The 14,097-nt window shown below is 59.3% G+C and carries 14 protein-coding genes and 1 tRNA gene; 9 read left to right on the top strand and 6 right to left on the bottom strand.

Features of this window, described 5'->3' with window-relative positions:
* Positions 1-31: 31 nt before the first annotated feature.
* Entirely contained in the window at positions 32-784 is a 753-nt protein-coding gene (gene pstB, locus TC41_RS09220; RefSeq protein WP_014464764.1) for a phosphate ABC transporter ATP-binding protein PstB, read from the bottom strand.
* A gap of 630 nt (positions 785-1,414) precedes the next feature.
* Here pstB and TC41_RS09215 point away from each other — a divergent pair.
* The 8 genes from TC41_RS09215 (at position 1,415) to TC41_RS09180 (ending at position 9,595) form a co-directional block, all read left to right on the top strand.
* Complete coding sequence (locus TC41_RS09215; RefSeq protein WP_008336977.1) at positions 1,415-1,654, top strand: indolepyruvate ferredoxin oxidoreductase subunit alpha; 240 nt, start codon at positions 1,415-1,417, stop codon at positions 1,652-1,654.
* Between the two features lie 90 nt (positions 1,655-1,744).
* Positions 1,745-2,185, top strand: coding sequence for a hypothetical protein (locus TC41_RS09210; protein WP_014464763.1), 441 nt, complete (start codon positions 1,745-1,747; stop codon positions 2,183-2,185).
* Between the two features lie 273 nt (positions 2,186-2,458).
* Positions 2,459-4,168: an ABC transporter substrate-binding protein gene (locus TC41_RS09205; protein WP_014464762.1), complete on the top strand. Its 1,710-nt coding sequence runs from the start codon at positions 2,459-2,461 to the stop codon at positions 4,166-4,168.
* A gap of 107 nt (positions 4,169-4,275) precedes the next feature.
* Positions 4,276-5,262 (top strand): ABC transporter permease, encoded by a 987-nt coding sequence (locus TC41_RS09200; protein WP_014464761.1) that lies wholly within the window; start codon positions 4,276-4,278, stop codon positions 5,260-5,262.
* Positions 5,263-6,258: an ABC transporter permease gene (locus TC41_RS09195; protein WP_014464760.1), complete on the top strand. Its 996-nt coding sequence runs from the start codon at positions 5,263-5,265 to the stop codon at positions 6,256-6,258. It begins immediately after the preceding gene.
* On the top strand, positions 6,224-7,219 hold the full coding sequence (locus TC41_RS09190; protein WP_041695274.1) for an ABC transporter ATP-binding protein: 996 nt from the start codon (positions 6,224-6,226) through the stop codon (positions 7,217-7,219). The genes TC41_RS09195 and TC41_RS09190 overlap by 35 nt, the downstream gene beginning before the upstream one ends.
* Positions 7,212-8,186 (top strand): oligopeptide/dipeptide ABC transporter ATP-binding protein, encoded by a 975-nt coding sequence (locus TC41_RS09185; RefSeq protein WP_014464758.1) that lies wholly within the window; start codon positions 7,212-7,214, stop codon positions 8,184-8,186. Before TC41_RS09190 ends, TC41_RS09185 begins: the two co-directional genes overlap by 8 nt.
* A 50-nt stretch (positions 8,187-8,236) precedes the next feature.
* Complete coding sequence (locus TC41_RS09180) at positions 8,237-9,595, top strand: GH1 family beta-glucosidase (protein ID WP_014464757.1); 1,359 nt, start codon at positions 8,237-8,239, stop codon at positions 9,593-9,595.
* Positions 9,596-9,641: 46 nt separating this feature from the next.
* Here the strand turns inward: TC41_RS09180 and TC41_RS09175 are convergent, their stop codons facing one another.
* Positions 9,642-10,145 carry a CBO0543 family protein gene (locus tag TC41_RS09175; RefSeq protein ID WP_041695273.1) on the bottom strand — a complete coding sequence of 168 codons (504 nt, stop codon included), beginning with the start codon at positions 10,143-10,145 and terminating at the stop codon, positions 9,642-9,644.
* Between the two features lie 266 nt (positions 10,146-10,411).
* Positions 10,412-10,498, bottom strand: a tRNA-Leu gene (locus TC41_RS09170).
* Positions 10,499-10,642: 144 nt separating this feature from the next.
* On the opposite strand from TC41_RS09170, the gene dapF reads away from it, so the two are divergent.
* Positions 10,643-11,479: a diaminopimelate epimerase gene (gene dapF / locus TC41_RS09165; RefSeq protein WP_041695272.1), complete on the top strand. Its 837-nt coding sequence runs from the start codon at positions 10,643-10,645 to the stop codon at positions 11,477-11,479.
* Positions 11,480-11,511: 32 nt separating this feature from the next.
* Here the strand turns inward: dapF and TC41_RS09160 are convergent, their stop codons facing one another.
* From TC41_RS09160 to TC41_RS09150, 3 genes are read right to left on the bottom strand one after another with little or no spacing between them, the layout of a single operon-like run.
* Positions 11,512-11,862: an EamA family transporter gene (locus TC41_RS09160; protein ID WP_014464754.1), complete on the bottom strand. Its 351-nt coding sequence runs from the start codon at positions 11,860-11,862 to the stop codon at positions 11,512-11,514.
* Between the two features lie 25 nt (positions 11,863-11,887).
* Positions 11,888-12,805, bottom strand: a complete 918-nt coding sequence (locus TC41_RS09155; RefSeq protein WP_014464753.1) for a glycosyltransferase family 2 protein — start codon at positions 12,803-12,805, stop codon at positions 11,888-11,890.
* A gap of 37 nt (positions 12,806-12,842) precedes the next feature.
* A complete protein-coding gene (locus TC41_RS09150) occupies positions 12,843-14,093 on the bottom strand; it encodes a glycosyltransferase family 39 protein (protein ID WP_014464752.1) in 1,251 nt (416 codons plus the stop codon).
* Positions 14,094-14,097 lie beyond the last annotated feature (4 nt).

Here is a 14,097-nt window from a genome sequence, read left to right as displayed (position 1 = left end):
GCTCGTCCCTTCGTTCGCGCGAGATTGGATCTCATCCAAATCGGCCGGTGATATAATCTTCCGTGCGCTTGTCTTTCGGTTTCGTGAACATTTGCGACGTGTCGTCCATCTCGATGAGATGGCCCTGGTAGAAGAATGCCGTCTTGTCCGCGATGCGGGCCGCCTGCTGCATGTTGTGCGTCACAATCACGATGGTGTACGTCTGCTTGATCTCTTCGATCAGCTCTTCGATGCGCATAGTCGAAATAGGATCCAAGGCGGAAGCAGGCTCGTCCATGAGCAACACTTCGGGTTCCACGGCGATGGCTCGTGCGATGCAGAGGCGCTGCTGTTGGCCGCCTGACAACGCCGTTGCAGGCTTGGCCAAACGATCCTTCACCTCGTCCCAAAGGGCCGCCATTCGCAGCGCCCGTTCGACGCGATCCCGCAGTTCGCTAGGGCGGCGGATGCCCGCCAATTTCAACCCAATGGCGATGTTGTCGAAGATCGACATGGTGGGGAATGGATTTGGTTTTTGAAAGACCATGCCCACCATGCGGCGGACATCGACCGGGTCCAGGTCAAAAAGCGATTCACCGGCCAGTCGGATGTCCCCTTCCACGCGGGCCTGGGGATGTGTTTCGTGCATGCGATTCAGGCACCGAATGAACGTCGATTTTCCACAGCCCGACGGGCCGATGATGGCGGTCACGCGATTCTCCTCGATGTCCATGTCGATATTGTGCAACACCTGGTGTGCGCCGTACCATGCGTTTAAGCGGCGAACCGTCATGGACTTGCCCATGACTTGTCTCCTCCCAATCCTATGCCGTTTCCAGTCTCTCTATCCTCAAGACACGCATGATTCCGCAGAACACAATACCGGGTGAATGTTAAGGACGTGTGAGGTTTGTGTAGATTTTGTGAGGAACAACACAAAAGCCACGGCGTCGTGACCGCGGCGTGGCTCCTGTGTGGAGAAGTCGATGATGACGCACTCTAGTGTACTTCAAATACTCTCAGGTCGCGTCGGTTCTTGTGGGTGAACATGTGTCCATCTTGTGACAACCGTTTGACTGCGTGCCGCACTCGTGTCAGAGAACTTCAAAATCTTTCAATATCCTCTTCACAAAGCTGTCAATCGGCCTTTACGTTTCGATGCTACAGTGAGAGTGCGCTGGACCTGTGCTTAAGCGGTTCGTGCATGAACCCCAATCCGCGCTTGCCGCCCCAAAATGGGGCGGCTTTTTTTGGGAATCTGGCGGGCCGTGTGCGGAATACGGAACTGGCGGGACAACCTCTCCAGGTAGGACAAAAGATCGAATTCGACAGAACCGTGACATGCAAAACTTTCGTTTGAGTTTTCCTATAGATTTGGTGTATATCTGTAACGAGGACATCATCTACGATAAGGATTCGAGGGAGGCTCACGCGAATGCCGTTTGTCATCACGTCGCCTTGCATTGGGGAAAAGGCCGCGGACTGCGTGGAGACGTGCCCAGTGGACGCCATCCACGAGGGTCCGGATCAGTACTATATTGACCCCGATCTGTGCATTGATTGCGCTGCGTGCGAGCCGGTTTGCCCGGTCAACGCCATCTATCAAGAGGAGTTTGTTCCAGAGGACGAGAAGGAGTTCATCGAGAAGAACCGGAATTTCTTCCGCAACCGCTGAGATGGGGTGTGACGCCCTGGAGCCGTCGGTTCCGCTTGCGCGGACCGGCGGTTTTGACTTGAGAGGGTTGTGCCGAGAGGAGGGAGCGGTGTGAATCGGCAATGGGCTATCGCGAGCATCGCGATGGTTTGTACGTTAATTGCGGGGTGTGGCACGCCTCTTCGTGGAACGAACTCGTCTTCTGGCCCAAGCGGGCGCCAGGCGGGTGTGCAGGTGGCGAGCGAGACACAGGTCGATCCGAAGCTATACGCGGTATGCAGCGCCATTTATCGCGGCGTGGAACAGGCCCTGAAAGAGAACCGGAATGAGAGCTTCGACACCGAACTTCAATCTGTTCAGGCGATAGGCAGCAGCGCTCCGCCCCTTTCGCCGAACGGAGAATTGTTTGCGGACGCACAGCAAGTAGTGGCGCTCTGCGACGCGTACACCGGAGAAGGGGCCCCGGCCAAGGTGTACAACGAACTGCAGGACTCGCTTCGGACGCTGAAGCAGGCCCTGGACCGATACCGGTCCAAGTTGCCGCGTTCGTGAGCGCTTTTCTCTGGGATCGCGTGCTCTTGCCGTAATCGATTTCGAGACCACCGGAGTCGTCCACTTCGCCACTTGCACCAAAACGATTGCGAATTTCCTCTTGCATTCGCTTTCATCGCCGTGGCAAAATAGCGACGAGAGCGCTTGCAGCGCCTTGATGGCGCAATCGATTTCGGCTGGGATGCCTGATATCGTCTGCATCTTTGTGCTGGTTGCTCTGCGCACTCGGTCGAAATCGATTTCGGCTATGACGTCGAGAAGGGGGAACGAAGCATGAAGCGGTCGAAGAGAAGTCGAGGATGGGTCGCTGCTGCGGTAGGTCTCGCTGTGGTGGGTGTCGCCGGGTGTGGCGCAGCAAACACCTCGGTCAACAGCACCAGCCATTCTTCCACGCCGTCGCCAGGAGCGGCCAGTGCGTCGTCGAGTTCGGTCCTGACCGTCGCGCCAAATGTCACGGGCACCTTTTCGGACAATTTCAATCCGTTCAGTACGAACAGCATGCCCGGTACCTTAGGTAATATCTACGAGACGCTGTTCTACTTCGACAATACGACCGGGAAACAGTTCAACCTGCTGGGGACCTCGTTCCGTTTTTCGAACGGCGGGAAGACCCTCACGGTTTCTCTGCGCAAAAACGCAGTCTGGACGGACGGAGTTCCGTTTACGGCGCAGGATGTCGTCTTTACATTCGAGGATCTCAAGAAGTATCCTGATGCGGATACCAACGGCGTGTGGCAGCAGCTGAAAAGTGTCCAAGCTGAAGGAAAGTACACGGTTGTGTTCCAGTTCGAGCAGCCCAACATCCCGTTTGCCGAGCAGTACGTCCTCGGAGGCACGTACATTGTGCCGGCTCATCAGTGGAAGTCGCTTGGTGATCCGGCCAAAGCCAAGATCACGCACTTGAATGCCATTGGCACGGGCCCATTTAAGCTGTCGTCCTTCACAACCCAGGACTATCAATTCACGGCCAATCCGCGTTATTACGGAGGGGCACCCGAGGTCAAGACTCTCAATTATCCGGCGTTTGCCAGCAACTCCAGTGCCGATCTGGCACTCGCGAGCGGTCAGATTCAATACGCCGGCATCAATATCCCCAATGTCGAAAAGACCTTTGTAGCGGCCGATCCGGCGCACAATCACTATCTGTTCCCGCCTAACGAACCGGTGGAACTTTATCCGAACCTGCACAACCCGCTCCTCGCCATGCTACCTGTGCGCGAGGCTATCAGCCTGGCCATTGACCGAAATGCGCTGTCGAAAATCGGGGAGACAGGCTACGAGAAGCCGGCTGTCCCTACCAGCCTTGTATTGCCGCCCCAGTCGTCGTGGTTGGACCCCAGCCTCCCTGCGAGCTATCGTGCATTTACGCTCAACGATGCGAAAGCGGTGCAGATTTTGCAGAAGGCAGGCTTCCGCAAGGACCAAAACGGAATCTTCGCGTTGCACGGCAAGGAGTTGTCTTTCAACTTACTCACGGTCAGCGGTTGGAGCGACTGGGACGAAGACGCGCTGCTCATCAAGCAGCAGTTGGCGAAGGTCGGGATCGCCGTGAACGTGCAGGAGGAGCAGTTCTCGGCCTACTACAGCGCCATCGATCCGGGCCCGGGTCAGACGCCGCACTACGACCTCGCCATTTCGTGGACCAACGTGGGGCCTACGCCGTACACGACGTATTACGACATGTTGGATTCGCACGGGTCCTTTAATTTAGAAGGCTATCGCAATGCGCAGGTGGATCAGTGGTTCAACGAGTTTTCGTCGACCACCGATAGCCGGGTTCAGCACCAGGTGATGTACAGGATTGAGCGACTGGTGGCGAGCCAACTGCCGGTCATCCCGCTGTTGGATGGCGCGCTCTGGTACGAGTACAACGACCGTCACTTCACGGGCTTCCCGACGGCCAACAACCTCTGGATCAATCCCGCGCCGTACACCTATCAGGCGGCGGCCATCATCATGGATCACCTGAAGCCGGTGAAGTGAGCGGGCAGTCGCTTTATGAACGAGGCGGCGGCAGCTAGGATAGGAGTAAGCGGATACATGGGCGCAGCCGCCGCCGGTGTGCCCGTCCCAGAAGGAGGGTAGTTTGCATGCGGTATTTTCTAGATCGATTTGGTTTTCTCATCTTGTCGCTTTGGGCAGCCATCACGCTCAACTTTATCTTGCCGCGCCTCATGCCCGGGAATCCGGCGCAGGCGATGATTGCAAAGCAAGCGGGGAACATCAATCCTGCCGCGCTCAAGGCGATTGAGGAGCAGCTCGGGCTGTCGAACGGACCGCTTTGGCAGCAGTATTTTCAATATCTCGGCAACCTGTTGACGGGACACTGGGGCGCTTCGTTTCAGTACTTTCCGACGCCGGTGGTCAACATCATTGAGACGAGCCTGCCGTGGACCATCGTGCTGCTTGGTGTGGTGACCATCATTGCGGTGGTCGTCGGAACCCTCATTGGCATTCTGATTGCCTGGCGCCGCGGCGGAACCGCGGACAACGTAATCCCAGTGGCTACGATGTTCGGCCAGGCCATTCCAACTTTCTGGCTCGGGCTCATTCTCATCTACTTTTTCGGATTCGTCCATCACTGGTTTCCGCTCGCGCACGGGTACGGCGATGATGTGACTCCAGGGCTCAATGGCCCATTTCTGGCAAGCGCGGTCTATCACAGCCTCCTGCCGGCGGTGGTGGTGTTTGTCGGGAGCATCAGCGGTTGGATTGTCGGCATGCGTAACAACATGATCACGACGCTCGGCGAGGACTACGTGGTGTTCGCCGAAGCCAAAGGGGTATCGAAACGTAGACTGATTTTTTCGTATGCCGCTCGAAATGCGCTTTTGCCGCAGTTGACCTCCGTGGCCATCGCCCTCTCGTCCATCATCGGCGGGCAGATTCTCATCGAACAAGTATTTTCTTATCCAGGTATCGGCTACGGACTGACGAACGCGGTGGCGAGTGAAGACTATCCGCTCATTCAAGGGATGTTTCTCATCATCGCCGTGACGGCCCTTGTCATCAATTTCATCGTCGATATGCTGTATGGACGGCTCGATCCGCGCGTGCGCAGAAGGGGGGCGGCGTGAATGACCATCGCAGCCATCGATGTGGCGGAGTCGCGCGCGAAACGCGCGAGTCGGCGCAGGAACTCGGCGTTGCGCCAGTTCTTTCGAAATCCGAAGGCTCTTGCGGGCGTGGTGCTCTTTGGCGTGTTTCTGGTGGTCGCCGTGTTCGCACCTGCCATCGCGCCGTACAATCCGACGTCGACGGCGTTTGGTATGCTTCAACCTCCGTCGCACGCGCACTGGTTTGGTACGACGAGCCTGGGCCAAGACGTGTTTTCCCAATTTATTTGGGGCACGCGGACCACGCTCATCGTAGGCGTTGGCGCCGGACTGTTGAGCACCGTTATCGCCATCCTGATTGGGGTCACGGCTGGCTACGTGGGAGGCGTAGTGGACTCCATCCTGAATGCACTCTGCAATATCTTCCTTGTCATGCCAGGCTTGGCGCTGCTCATTATCATCGAATCGTACGTGCACAACACGACGCCGTACATGAACGGTCTCATTATCGCGCTGACGGGCTGGGCGTGGGGCGCGCGCGTGATGCGGTCGATGGCCATGACCATCGCAAGCCGGGATTACATCGCGGCGGCCCGTCTGTCGGGCATGTCCACACTTCGCATCATCGTGTTCGAGATCGTGCCGAACATGACAAGCGTGGTCGCGTCCAACGTGATGTACGCCTGCCTGGCGGCGGTGCTGGCGGAGTCGGGACTCGCGTACCTCGGCTTCGAAAACGTGGCTTCCACGAGTTGGGGCACGATGCTGTACTGGGCGACGCAGAACAGCGCGCTGATGAGCGGGGCGTGGTGGTGGTTCGTGCCGCCGGGGCTCGGCATCGCGCTACTAGGCACGAGCTTTGCCCTCATGAACTTCGGCATCGATCAGGTGACGAATCCGCGTCTGCGAACGTCGCGCAGGCGCCGGCAGGTCGAGAAACTCTTGCGCGAGCTTTGGGCGCAGCAAAGCGAGGTGCATGTGGATGGCAGAGACGCGAGAACCGGTGCTTCAGATTGAGGACCTGTCTGTCGCCTACGTGACGAACACGGGGCTCGTGCATGCGGTGAGCGATGTGAACTTGACTGTCCATCGGGGAGAGATTGTGGGATTGGTTGGGGAGTCGGGATCGGGCAAGTCGACAATGGCGTACACCATCATGCGGCTGTTGCGGGGCGACGCGGTCGTCACGAAGGGCCGCGTGCGCGTGTTGGGACAGGATGTGTACGCGCTGTCTGAAAAGGAACTCAGGGCGTTTCGCTGGAGCAAGATGTCCATGGTGTTCCAGAGCGCGATGAGCGCTTTGAACCCGGTGATGACCGTGGAGACGCAGATTATCGACACCATCCTGGCGCATCGTCCGGACCTGTCGCGCCAGGCAGCGCGCGAGCGGGCGCAGGAGTTGCTCGATCTCGTCCGCATCGACCGGAAACACCTGCAGAGCTACCCACACGAGCTTTCGGGCGGCATGCGGCAGCGAGTCGTCATTGCCATCGCGATTGCGCTCAACCCGGCGCTCGTCATCATGGATGAGCCGACGACCGCGCTCGACGTGGTGGTGCAGCGGTCTATCCTGGACGAGATCCGGCGCATTCAGGAGCAGGTGGGCTTCGCCATTCTGTTTGTCAGCCACGACTTCAGCCTGGTGGCGGAACTCGCGTCCCGCGTCGCCATTATGTATGCGGGCCGCATTGTCGAATTGACGCCGAGCCACTTATTGAACCTCTCCGAGCGGCATCACCCGTATACGGAAGGGCTGCTGAAGGCTATCCCGCAGTTGACCGCGGACGACGTGACGATTCAGGGTATCGGCGGCTACCCACCGGACTTGCAGGATCTGCCGCCCGGGTGCGCGTTTCATCCGCGCTGCCCGTACGCCATGGACATCTGCAAGCGCGTGCGCCCGGCGCAGGTGCGAGCGGGTGAGAAGGTGTTGGAGTGCCACCTGTTCAACGAGGCGGAGGTGAAGGCTCATGTCTGAAGCACTCGCGACCGCCCAGGCAACAGCCCTCGTCGACGTGCGCGATCTCGTGGTCCGCTTTCCCATCGGGCGTGGCCGGTTCATTCGCCCGGTCGATCACGTCAGTTTCTCGCTCCAGCCTGGCGAGGTGTTGTCGCTCGTGGGCGAGTCGGGATCGGGCAAGTCCACCATTGGCAAGGCGTTGGTGCGGATGATCGAGCCGTCGGAAGGCCAGATCTGGGTGGCTGGCCGCGATGTGGCGCACATCCGGGGGCGAGAACTGAAGGCGTATCGAAAGGACGCGCAGATGGTGTTTCAGGATCCGTTCGGCTCCCTCAATCCAACGCGTACCATCGAGCAACACCTGGCGTTTCCGGTGCGAAAGTACCGCCGCGAGGGCCAGGGCCGCGTGACCGATCTCATCGATGAGCTGCTCGCCAAGGTCGGGTTGACGCCGGTCCGCGAGACGCGGCGCAAGTATCCGCACGAGCTGTCGGGGGGCCAGCGGCAGCGCGTCGCCATCGCCCGCGCGCTGGCCGTGACTCCCAAATTTATCGTCGCCGACGAGCCCATCTCCATGCTCGACGTATCGATACGCGCCGGGATTCTCAAGCTGATGAACGAACTGCGCGAGGAAATGAACATCGCATTCCTGTACATCACACACGATCTCGCCTCAGCGCGCTACATTGGCAACCGCATCATGGTGCTTTACGGCGGCAAAGTCATGGAAACGGCACCATCTGCCGAACTGATTCGGCATCCGGTGCATCCCTACACGCGGCTGTTGTTTGCGGCGACCCCGGGCACGCGCCACCAAGGGCCACTGCCGGAGACGTCGAACCGCCCGCCGAACCTGCTCGAAGATCGCGTCGGATGCCCGTTCGCCGACCGGTGTCCGTTCGTCTCCGAGCTTTGCCGGTCACAGGAACCGCCGCTCGTCGAGGTGGCGCCCGGCCACTATGCCGCCTGTCACCATCCGGGGTGATGTGGCGCCACGAGTACGTGAGGCAACGATGCAGCAAGGGAGATGACAAGATGCGCAAGTTTCCAGATGCATTCGTCTGGGGGACCGCGACGGCATCGTATCAAGTGGAAGGGGCCGCGCGCGAGGGCGGCCGTGGTCGGTCGATTTGGGACACGTTTTCCCACACGCCCGGCAAGGTCGCCGAGGGACATACCGGGGATGTCGCTTGCGATCACTACCACCGCTACGAAGACGATGTGCAGCTCATGAAAGAACTCGGGATCTCGTCATACCGATTCTCTATCGCCTGGCCGCGCGTGATGCCAGAGAAGGGGCGCGTCTGGGTGAAAGGACTCGACTTCTACAAGCGGCTCTCTACCAAGCTGCTTGAGAACGGCATTCGCCCGGCCGTCACCATGTATCACTGGGATCTCCCACAGTGGATAGAAGACGAGGGTGGCTGGAACAGCCGAGATACCGTGTCCCGCTTCTTGGAGTACAGCGAAATCCTGTTTCGCGAACTTGGCGATCTCGTCCCCATGTGGATCACGCACAACGAGCCGTGGTGCGCTTCCATCCTGGGATACGGGATCGGCGTACACGCGCCGGGCCTGAAGGACTGGCGCCGCGCATACCGCGCCGCGCACCATCTGCTCTTGTCGCACGGCCATGCGGTCCGCCTGTACCGCGAGCTCGGCTTGCGCGGCGAGATCGGCATCACTTTGAACCTCACCCCGGTCTATGCGGCCACGCCAAGTCCAGAAGACTTGGCGGCAGCCGACAGGCAGGACATGTTCCAAAATCGGTGGTTCCTCGATCCCGTCCTCAGAGGGGAGTATCCAGAGGAGCTCTTGCAACGTGTGGATCGAGTGGTCGGTGGGTTTGACGCCGTCAAGCCTGGGGACCTGGAAGTGATGGCTACACCCGTCGACTTTTTGGGCGTGAACTACTACACGCGCGCCGTGGTGGCGGACGATCCGTCCGATTCGCTGCTCGGCGTTCGGCACCTGCCGGGCGAAGGCCCCCGCACTGAGATGGACTGGGAGGTCTATCCCGACGGTTTGTACGACCTGCTCTGCCGCCTGCGTCGGGACTACGGCGATATCCCTATCTACATCACCGAGAACGGAGCCGCCTACGACGATCACGTCCAGGATGGGGGCGTCCACGACGCGGATCGAGTGGCATATCTCGCGTCGCACTTCGCCGCAGCACACCGCTTCCTTGAGGAGGGCGGCAACCTGCGCGGCTATTACGTCTGGTCGCTGATGGACAACTTTGAATGGGCGTTCGGATACACGAAGCGATTTGGTCTCGTCTATGTGGACTACGATACGCTCGCTCGCATCCCGAAGGATAGTTATTTTTGGTATCAAAGCGTGATCCGCGAGGGCGGACTGGTGCCGATGGAACCCGCGGAGACGCGTTGACGTTTCTTCCATGTGATGCAGGCCAGCGTGCGCTGGCCTGTTTCGTTCAGGTGTCGAATGGGACGTGAAACCAGGCGAGAAACAGGGATGTGACGAGTCCGCAGAATCCAAGCGAGAGGCGCCAATTTTGGTCGTGCAACCACATTACGAACAGCATGCACGAATCGAGCAGGATGGACCAGCCAAACGCCCAGCCGTGGTAGTACTCAATCTCATGCGACAGCACGAGTACGAGCTCGAATGCGCTGTAGATGCCCAGAAACAGCGCGAAATGCAGGAGACGCCGGCCGAGCGAACTGGGCATGTAGCGGAGGAACAAGAGCGTGGTACAAGGGAACAACACGAAGATCTGAATGAGCTGCGACAGCTTGTCGGTGATGAACCACCACCTTGGGTGATACCACATCATGTATCCCCGGCAGACCAGGTTGTACATGAGGGCGATCACGGCGATCCAGAGCACGGTCCTACAGTACTGGGTAAGGTACAGATGCGTGCGCGTCGCGAGGACCACGGCGACAAACGCGGCCGAGAAACATATGACTACCACATGATTCGCCTCAGCTCCTTGGTGTAGGCGTCTTCGGGGCGAGGCCGTGCGGCAGGCTTATTTCAGAGTATGAGAATGGAGGGCGCCGTCCATACCGTCGAAGATTGTTGAATCGGGGCTCGGAGCGAGCTTGTGCTGGCGACCTGCCATCCTCCAATCCGCGAGATGCGGCCCATGTCCGGTGGGGCGCGAGTAGGACTCATGATGACCATGAGGACAAGCAAAAACCCCAGCCCGGAAGCAAAGGGCTGGGGTTTTTGCTACACTGGTGCGGTCGAGAGGACTTGAACCTCCACGGAGTTGCCCCCACTAGAACCTGAATCTAGCGCGTCTGCCAATTCCGCCACGACCGCATGTCTGAGCTTGCTTCGTCCGCTGCCCGTTTCCGCATCAGCACCGCAGCGAACGATTACATTATACAAGGAATCACGGAGGTTTGCAACGAATCATTTCATCGGTGGCCCGATTTTTTCAACCGTGCTCAAGGAGGCGTTCGTATGCAGTTCTTTAAGATGCACGCGCTCGGCAACAACTATGTGTTTGTCGATACGGCCCGGACAACTCTGCCCACGGACGATCTCCCGTCGCTCGCGCGCCGGGTGAGCGACGTGCGCAGAGGGATTGGCTCTGACGGCCTCATCCTCGTCACGCCCTCCGACAGCGCGGATGTCGGCATGCGGATCTGGAATGCGGATGGATCGGAGGCGGAGTCCTGCGGCAATGGCCTGCGCTGTGTGGCCAGGTACGCCTACGAGCGCGGGTTGGTCGACGCCACGCACTTCTCCATCGAAACGAAGGCAGGCGTTGTGGCGGCGCAGGTGCATCTGGACGTCAAGGGACGCGTGCGGCTTGTGACCATCGATATGGGCGAGGCTCGTTTCGGCACGGAAGCCGTACCGTACCGAGGGACGGATCGCGGCGACGACGTGCGCGTGCAGGCAGGCGGCGCAAGCTATATGGGCACGCTCGTCAGCATGGGAAACCCCCACTTTGTCACGCTGGTCGATTGCGTCGATGAGGTGGACGTCGAGCGCGTCGGGCGCGCCATCGAGTCCCATCCCGACTTTCCCGAACGCGTGAATGTGGAGTTTGTCTCGGTGCTCGCCCCGGACGAGATCGACTTCCGCGTGTACGAGCGCGGATCGGGCGTGACATTCGCGTGCGGCACAGGGGCATGTGCGAGCGTGGCGGCGCTCGCCAAAAAGGGATTTGTACGGAACCGGGTGACCGTGCACCTCTTGGGGGGCGATCTCGACATCGAGATTCGCGCGGACGGTCACGTGTGGATGACGGGGGAAGCGCACTGGGTGTGCGAAGGGACGTACTACGCGTAGGAATCCATAGGAATCCAGCGGGCGGGCGGCGCCTATACGGCGACCAAAGCCACGCCTGCGAGGATCACGAGCACGCCGGCCCAGCGGATCCAGGGCACGTGCTCGTGAAACACAAAGATGGACACGAGAATCGCGAGCACGTACGCGAGGCTCTGCAGGGGATAGAGCAGACTCAGGGACAGCTTGTTCAAGAGGAAAATCCAGATCACCGTCGCGATGACATACAGCACGATGCCCGAGATCACCCATGGAGAAAACATGGCCGCGATGACGGATCGCAGGCTGTTGAGATCTCGATGTTGCAGTCCGTACTTCCAAAGCGTCTGCCCGCCGACGAGCAGGCAGACGTTGAGGAGAATGAGGATGGCGTAGCCAAGTCGCATGGGAGGGTTTGGCGCTCCTTTGTCTTTAGTCCTTGAACTCGTTCTGCAAGAGCTCGTAGTAGTCGCGGTGATGGCGCACGATGGTATCTAAGATGAAGCCACACGTTAGGCTGTTGGTGGCCAGCACCATGAACCCGACGGCGAGGATGGCGGACGGGATCTTCGCGATGCGGCCAAACGAGAAGTACTCGTACAACACGGGGATGCCGACGCCGAGCCCGGCCAAAAAGAGAATCAGCGCGACTGCCGTGAAGAAAGCGAGCGGCTTGTAGTCTTTAAAAATCCAGAAGACGGTCTTCAGCACTCGGATGCCGTCGCTGAGCGTGTTCAACTTGGAGTGGCTGCCTGGCGGCCGATCCCGATACTGAATCGGGATCTCCAGAATGCGAAACCGCTTGTCCAGCGCGTGAAGCGTCATCTCCGTCTCGATTTCAAAGCCTTCGCTCTGAATGGGCATGGTCTTCGCGAAGCGGCGGCTGAACGCCCGGTACCCGGTCATGATGTCCCGGAGATCGGCGTGAAACAGGGTGTTAATCAGCTTCCGCACCAACTGGTTGCCGAAGTTGTGGAAAGGGCGCTTGTTTTCCTTCGAGTAGGAGCCGTCGGAGTGGCGGTCGCCGATACACATGTCAGCCTCTCCTTCGATAATCGGCCGAATGAGATCGTGCACGAATTCTGCGGGGTACGTATCGTCGCCATCCGTCATGACGTACACGTCCGCGTCGATGTCGCGAAACATGGAGCGCACGACGTTTCCCTTGCCTTGGCGCGTCTCCCTTCGCACGATGGCGCCCGCTTCCCTCGCCACTTCCGCCGTGCGATCGCGCGAGTTGTTGTCATAGACGTAAATCTCCGCATCGGGCAGTTCGCGTTTGAAGTCCCGAACCACTTTTCCGATGGTCAGTTCTTCGTTGTAACACGGAATGAGGACTGCGATTCGCATGGTCTGGGCATGCCTCCATCGTGAAAATCGTCCGCGCTTACGGCGCGGTGACTCGGCGCGGCGACGCCTTGCGCATGCGCGCCCAGGCTGTGACGAGGTAAATCACCGCTCCGACACCGACAAACAAAAAGGGCATGGTCGGGTACGCGTACCGATTAATTGGGATAAAGGGAAGCTGAACGACGATGAGAAAGACGGTCAACCAGCTCAGCCATCGAATATACCGCATCCCGAATCCCGCTGCGAGCCCGATGGCCCCGATGATGACCCACATCAGGTGCAGGTGGGCATAGGCAAAGGTGATCCGGGTCAACAGGCCCGCGTGTTGCGGCAGTACGCTGTTGTACCAGGGTGTGCCGAACAGCCAGCCGAGTTTGTCTAAGGTGTACCATTTGAGATAGGCCAGCGGGTGGGTGTGAAAGCCCTCCACAATGCGGTGAATGGCGAGGGCCTTTTGCTGCGCGTACGTCAACCCGTTCGACAAGCTCGTGTCCTTATAGAATGTCGGATCCGAGCCGAACAGGAGCGGATTTGCCGCGTCGAGATCCGTCGTGATCCATTGGTGCATCGCCACGAGATTGCGCACCCACCATGGTACCATGGCGATGCAGAAGGTGGCGACGTACAGCGCATAATTTCTCAGCATGGGCCTCCAGGCGCGCCTCGTCTCGCGCTGCAAGAAGAGGCAGGCCGGCGCCGCCAAGAGCGGTGCGACGCTCGGGCGAATGAGCGTGGTCACCGCGAGTAACAGGCCCGCGACGATGAAACTCGGCCATGTGCGGTCTCTGACCAGGACGAGGAACGACCAAACGAATGCGAGAAGAAACGGGATGTAGAGGTTTTCTGTGAGCAGTTGATCATTTGCGTAAATTACAGGCGGGTACACGGTCCACAGGAGCGCGGCGAGGAAACTCGCATAACGCGGCAGCCGAAAGCGGGCAATCACATACAAGAGTACGCTCGCTGCCACGGCAAGCAGGTGCTGAAACGCCTGCGCTACGTGCATCGCCGTCTCATGGCTGGTCGTGAAGAGGGCGGACACCCGATACACGAGTGCGAGGAACAGCGGGTAGCCCGGGGTCACCTGGGCGGCAGGGCCCCAACTCCAGTACGCGTACAGATGCAGCGCGTTCAGCACGTGCGCGGAATGATCATAATAATAGGCGTCCCCGTACAACAGGACGGGTTGGCGCCATGCCTTGACGATGAAATACACGTGATAGACGAGCGCGATGGCCGTCAACAGCCCGAGCCACGTCCGATCCTTCGCAAACGACAAGCGCTTCACGGGT

This window comes from Alicyclobacillus acidocaldarius subsp. acidocaldarius Tc-4-1 (assembly GCF_000219875.1).
Classification (GTDB): domain Bacteria; phylum Bacillota; class Bacilli; order Alicyclobacillales; family Alicyclobacillaceae; genus Alicyclobacillus; species Alicyclobacillus acidocaldarius_A.
The sequence above is the reverse complement of the archived record's forward strand: the minus strand, read 5'-3'. Positions and strand labels throughout refer to the sequence as shown.

Bases quoted from the DNA above. Each gene is read 5' to 3' on its own strand.
- pstB (WP_014464764.1), bottom strand. From the start codon at position 784: ATGGGCAAGTCCATGACGGTTCGCCGCTTAAACGCATGGTACGGCGCA.
- TC41_RS09215 (WP_008336977.1), top strand. From the start codon at position 1,415: ATGCCGTTTGTCATCACGTCGCCTTGCATTGGGGAAAAGGCCGCGGAC.
- TC41_RS09205 (WP_014464762.1), top strand. From the start codon at position 2,459: ATGAAGCGGTCGAAGAGAAGTCGAGGATGGGTCGCTGCTGCGGTAGGT.
- TC41_RS09200 (WP_014464761.1), top strand. From the start codon at position 4,276: ATGCGGTATTTTCTAGATCGATTTGGTTTTCTCATCTTGTCGCTTTGG.
- TC41_RS09195 (WP_014464760.1), top strand. From the start codon at position 5,263: ATGACCATCGCAGCCATCGATGTGGCGGAGTCGCGCGCGAAACGCGCG.
- TC41_RS09190 (WP_041695274.1), top strand. From the start codon at position 6,224: ATGGCAGAGACGCGAGAACCGGTGCTTCAGATTGAGGACCTGTCTGTC.
- TC41_RS09185 (WP_014464758.1), top strand. From the start codon at position 7,212: ATGTCTGAAGCACTCGCGACCGCCCAGGCAACAGCCCTCGTCGACGTG.
- TC41_RS09180 (WP_014464757.1), top strand. From the start codon at position 8,237: ATGCGCAAGTTTCCAGATGCATTCGTCTGGGGGACCGCGACGGCATCG.
- dapF (WP_041695272.1), top strand. From the start codon at position 10,643: ATGCAGTTCTTTAAGATGCACGCGCTCGGCAACAACTATGTGTTTGTC.
- TC41_RS09160 (WP_014464754.1), bottom strand. From the start codon at position 11,862: ATGCGACTTGGCTACGCCATCCTCATTCTCCTCAACGTCTGCCTGCTC.
- TC41_RS09155 (WP_014464753.1), bottom strand. From the start codon at position 12,805: ATGCGAATCGCAGTCCTCATTCCGTGTTACAACGAAGAACTGACCATC.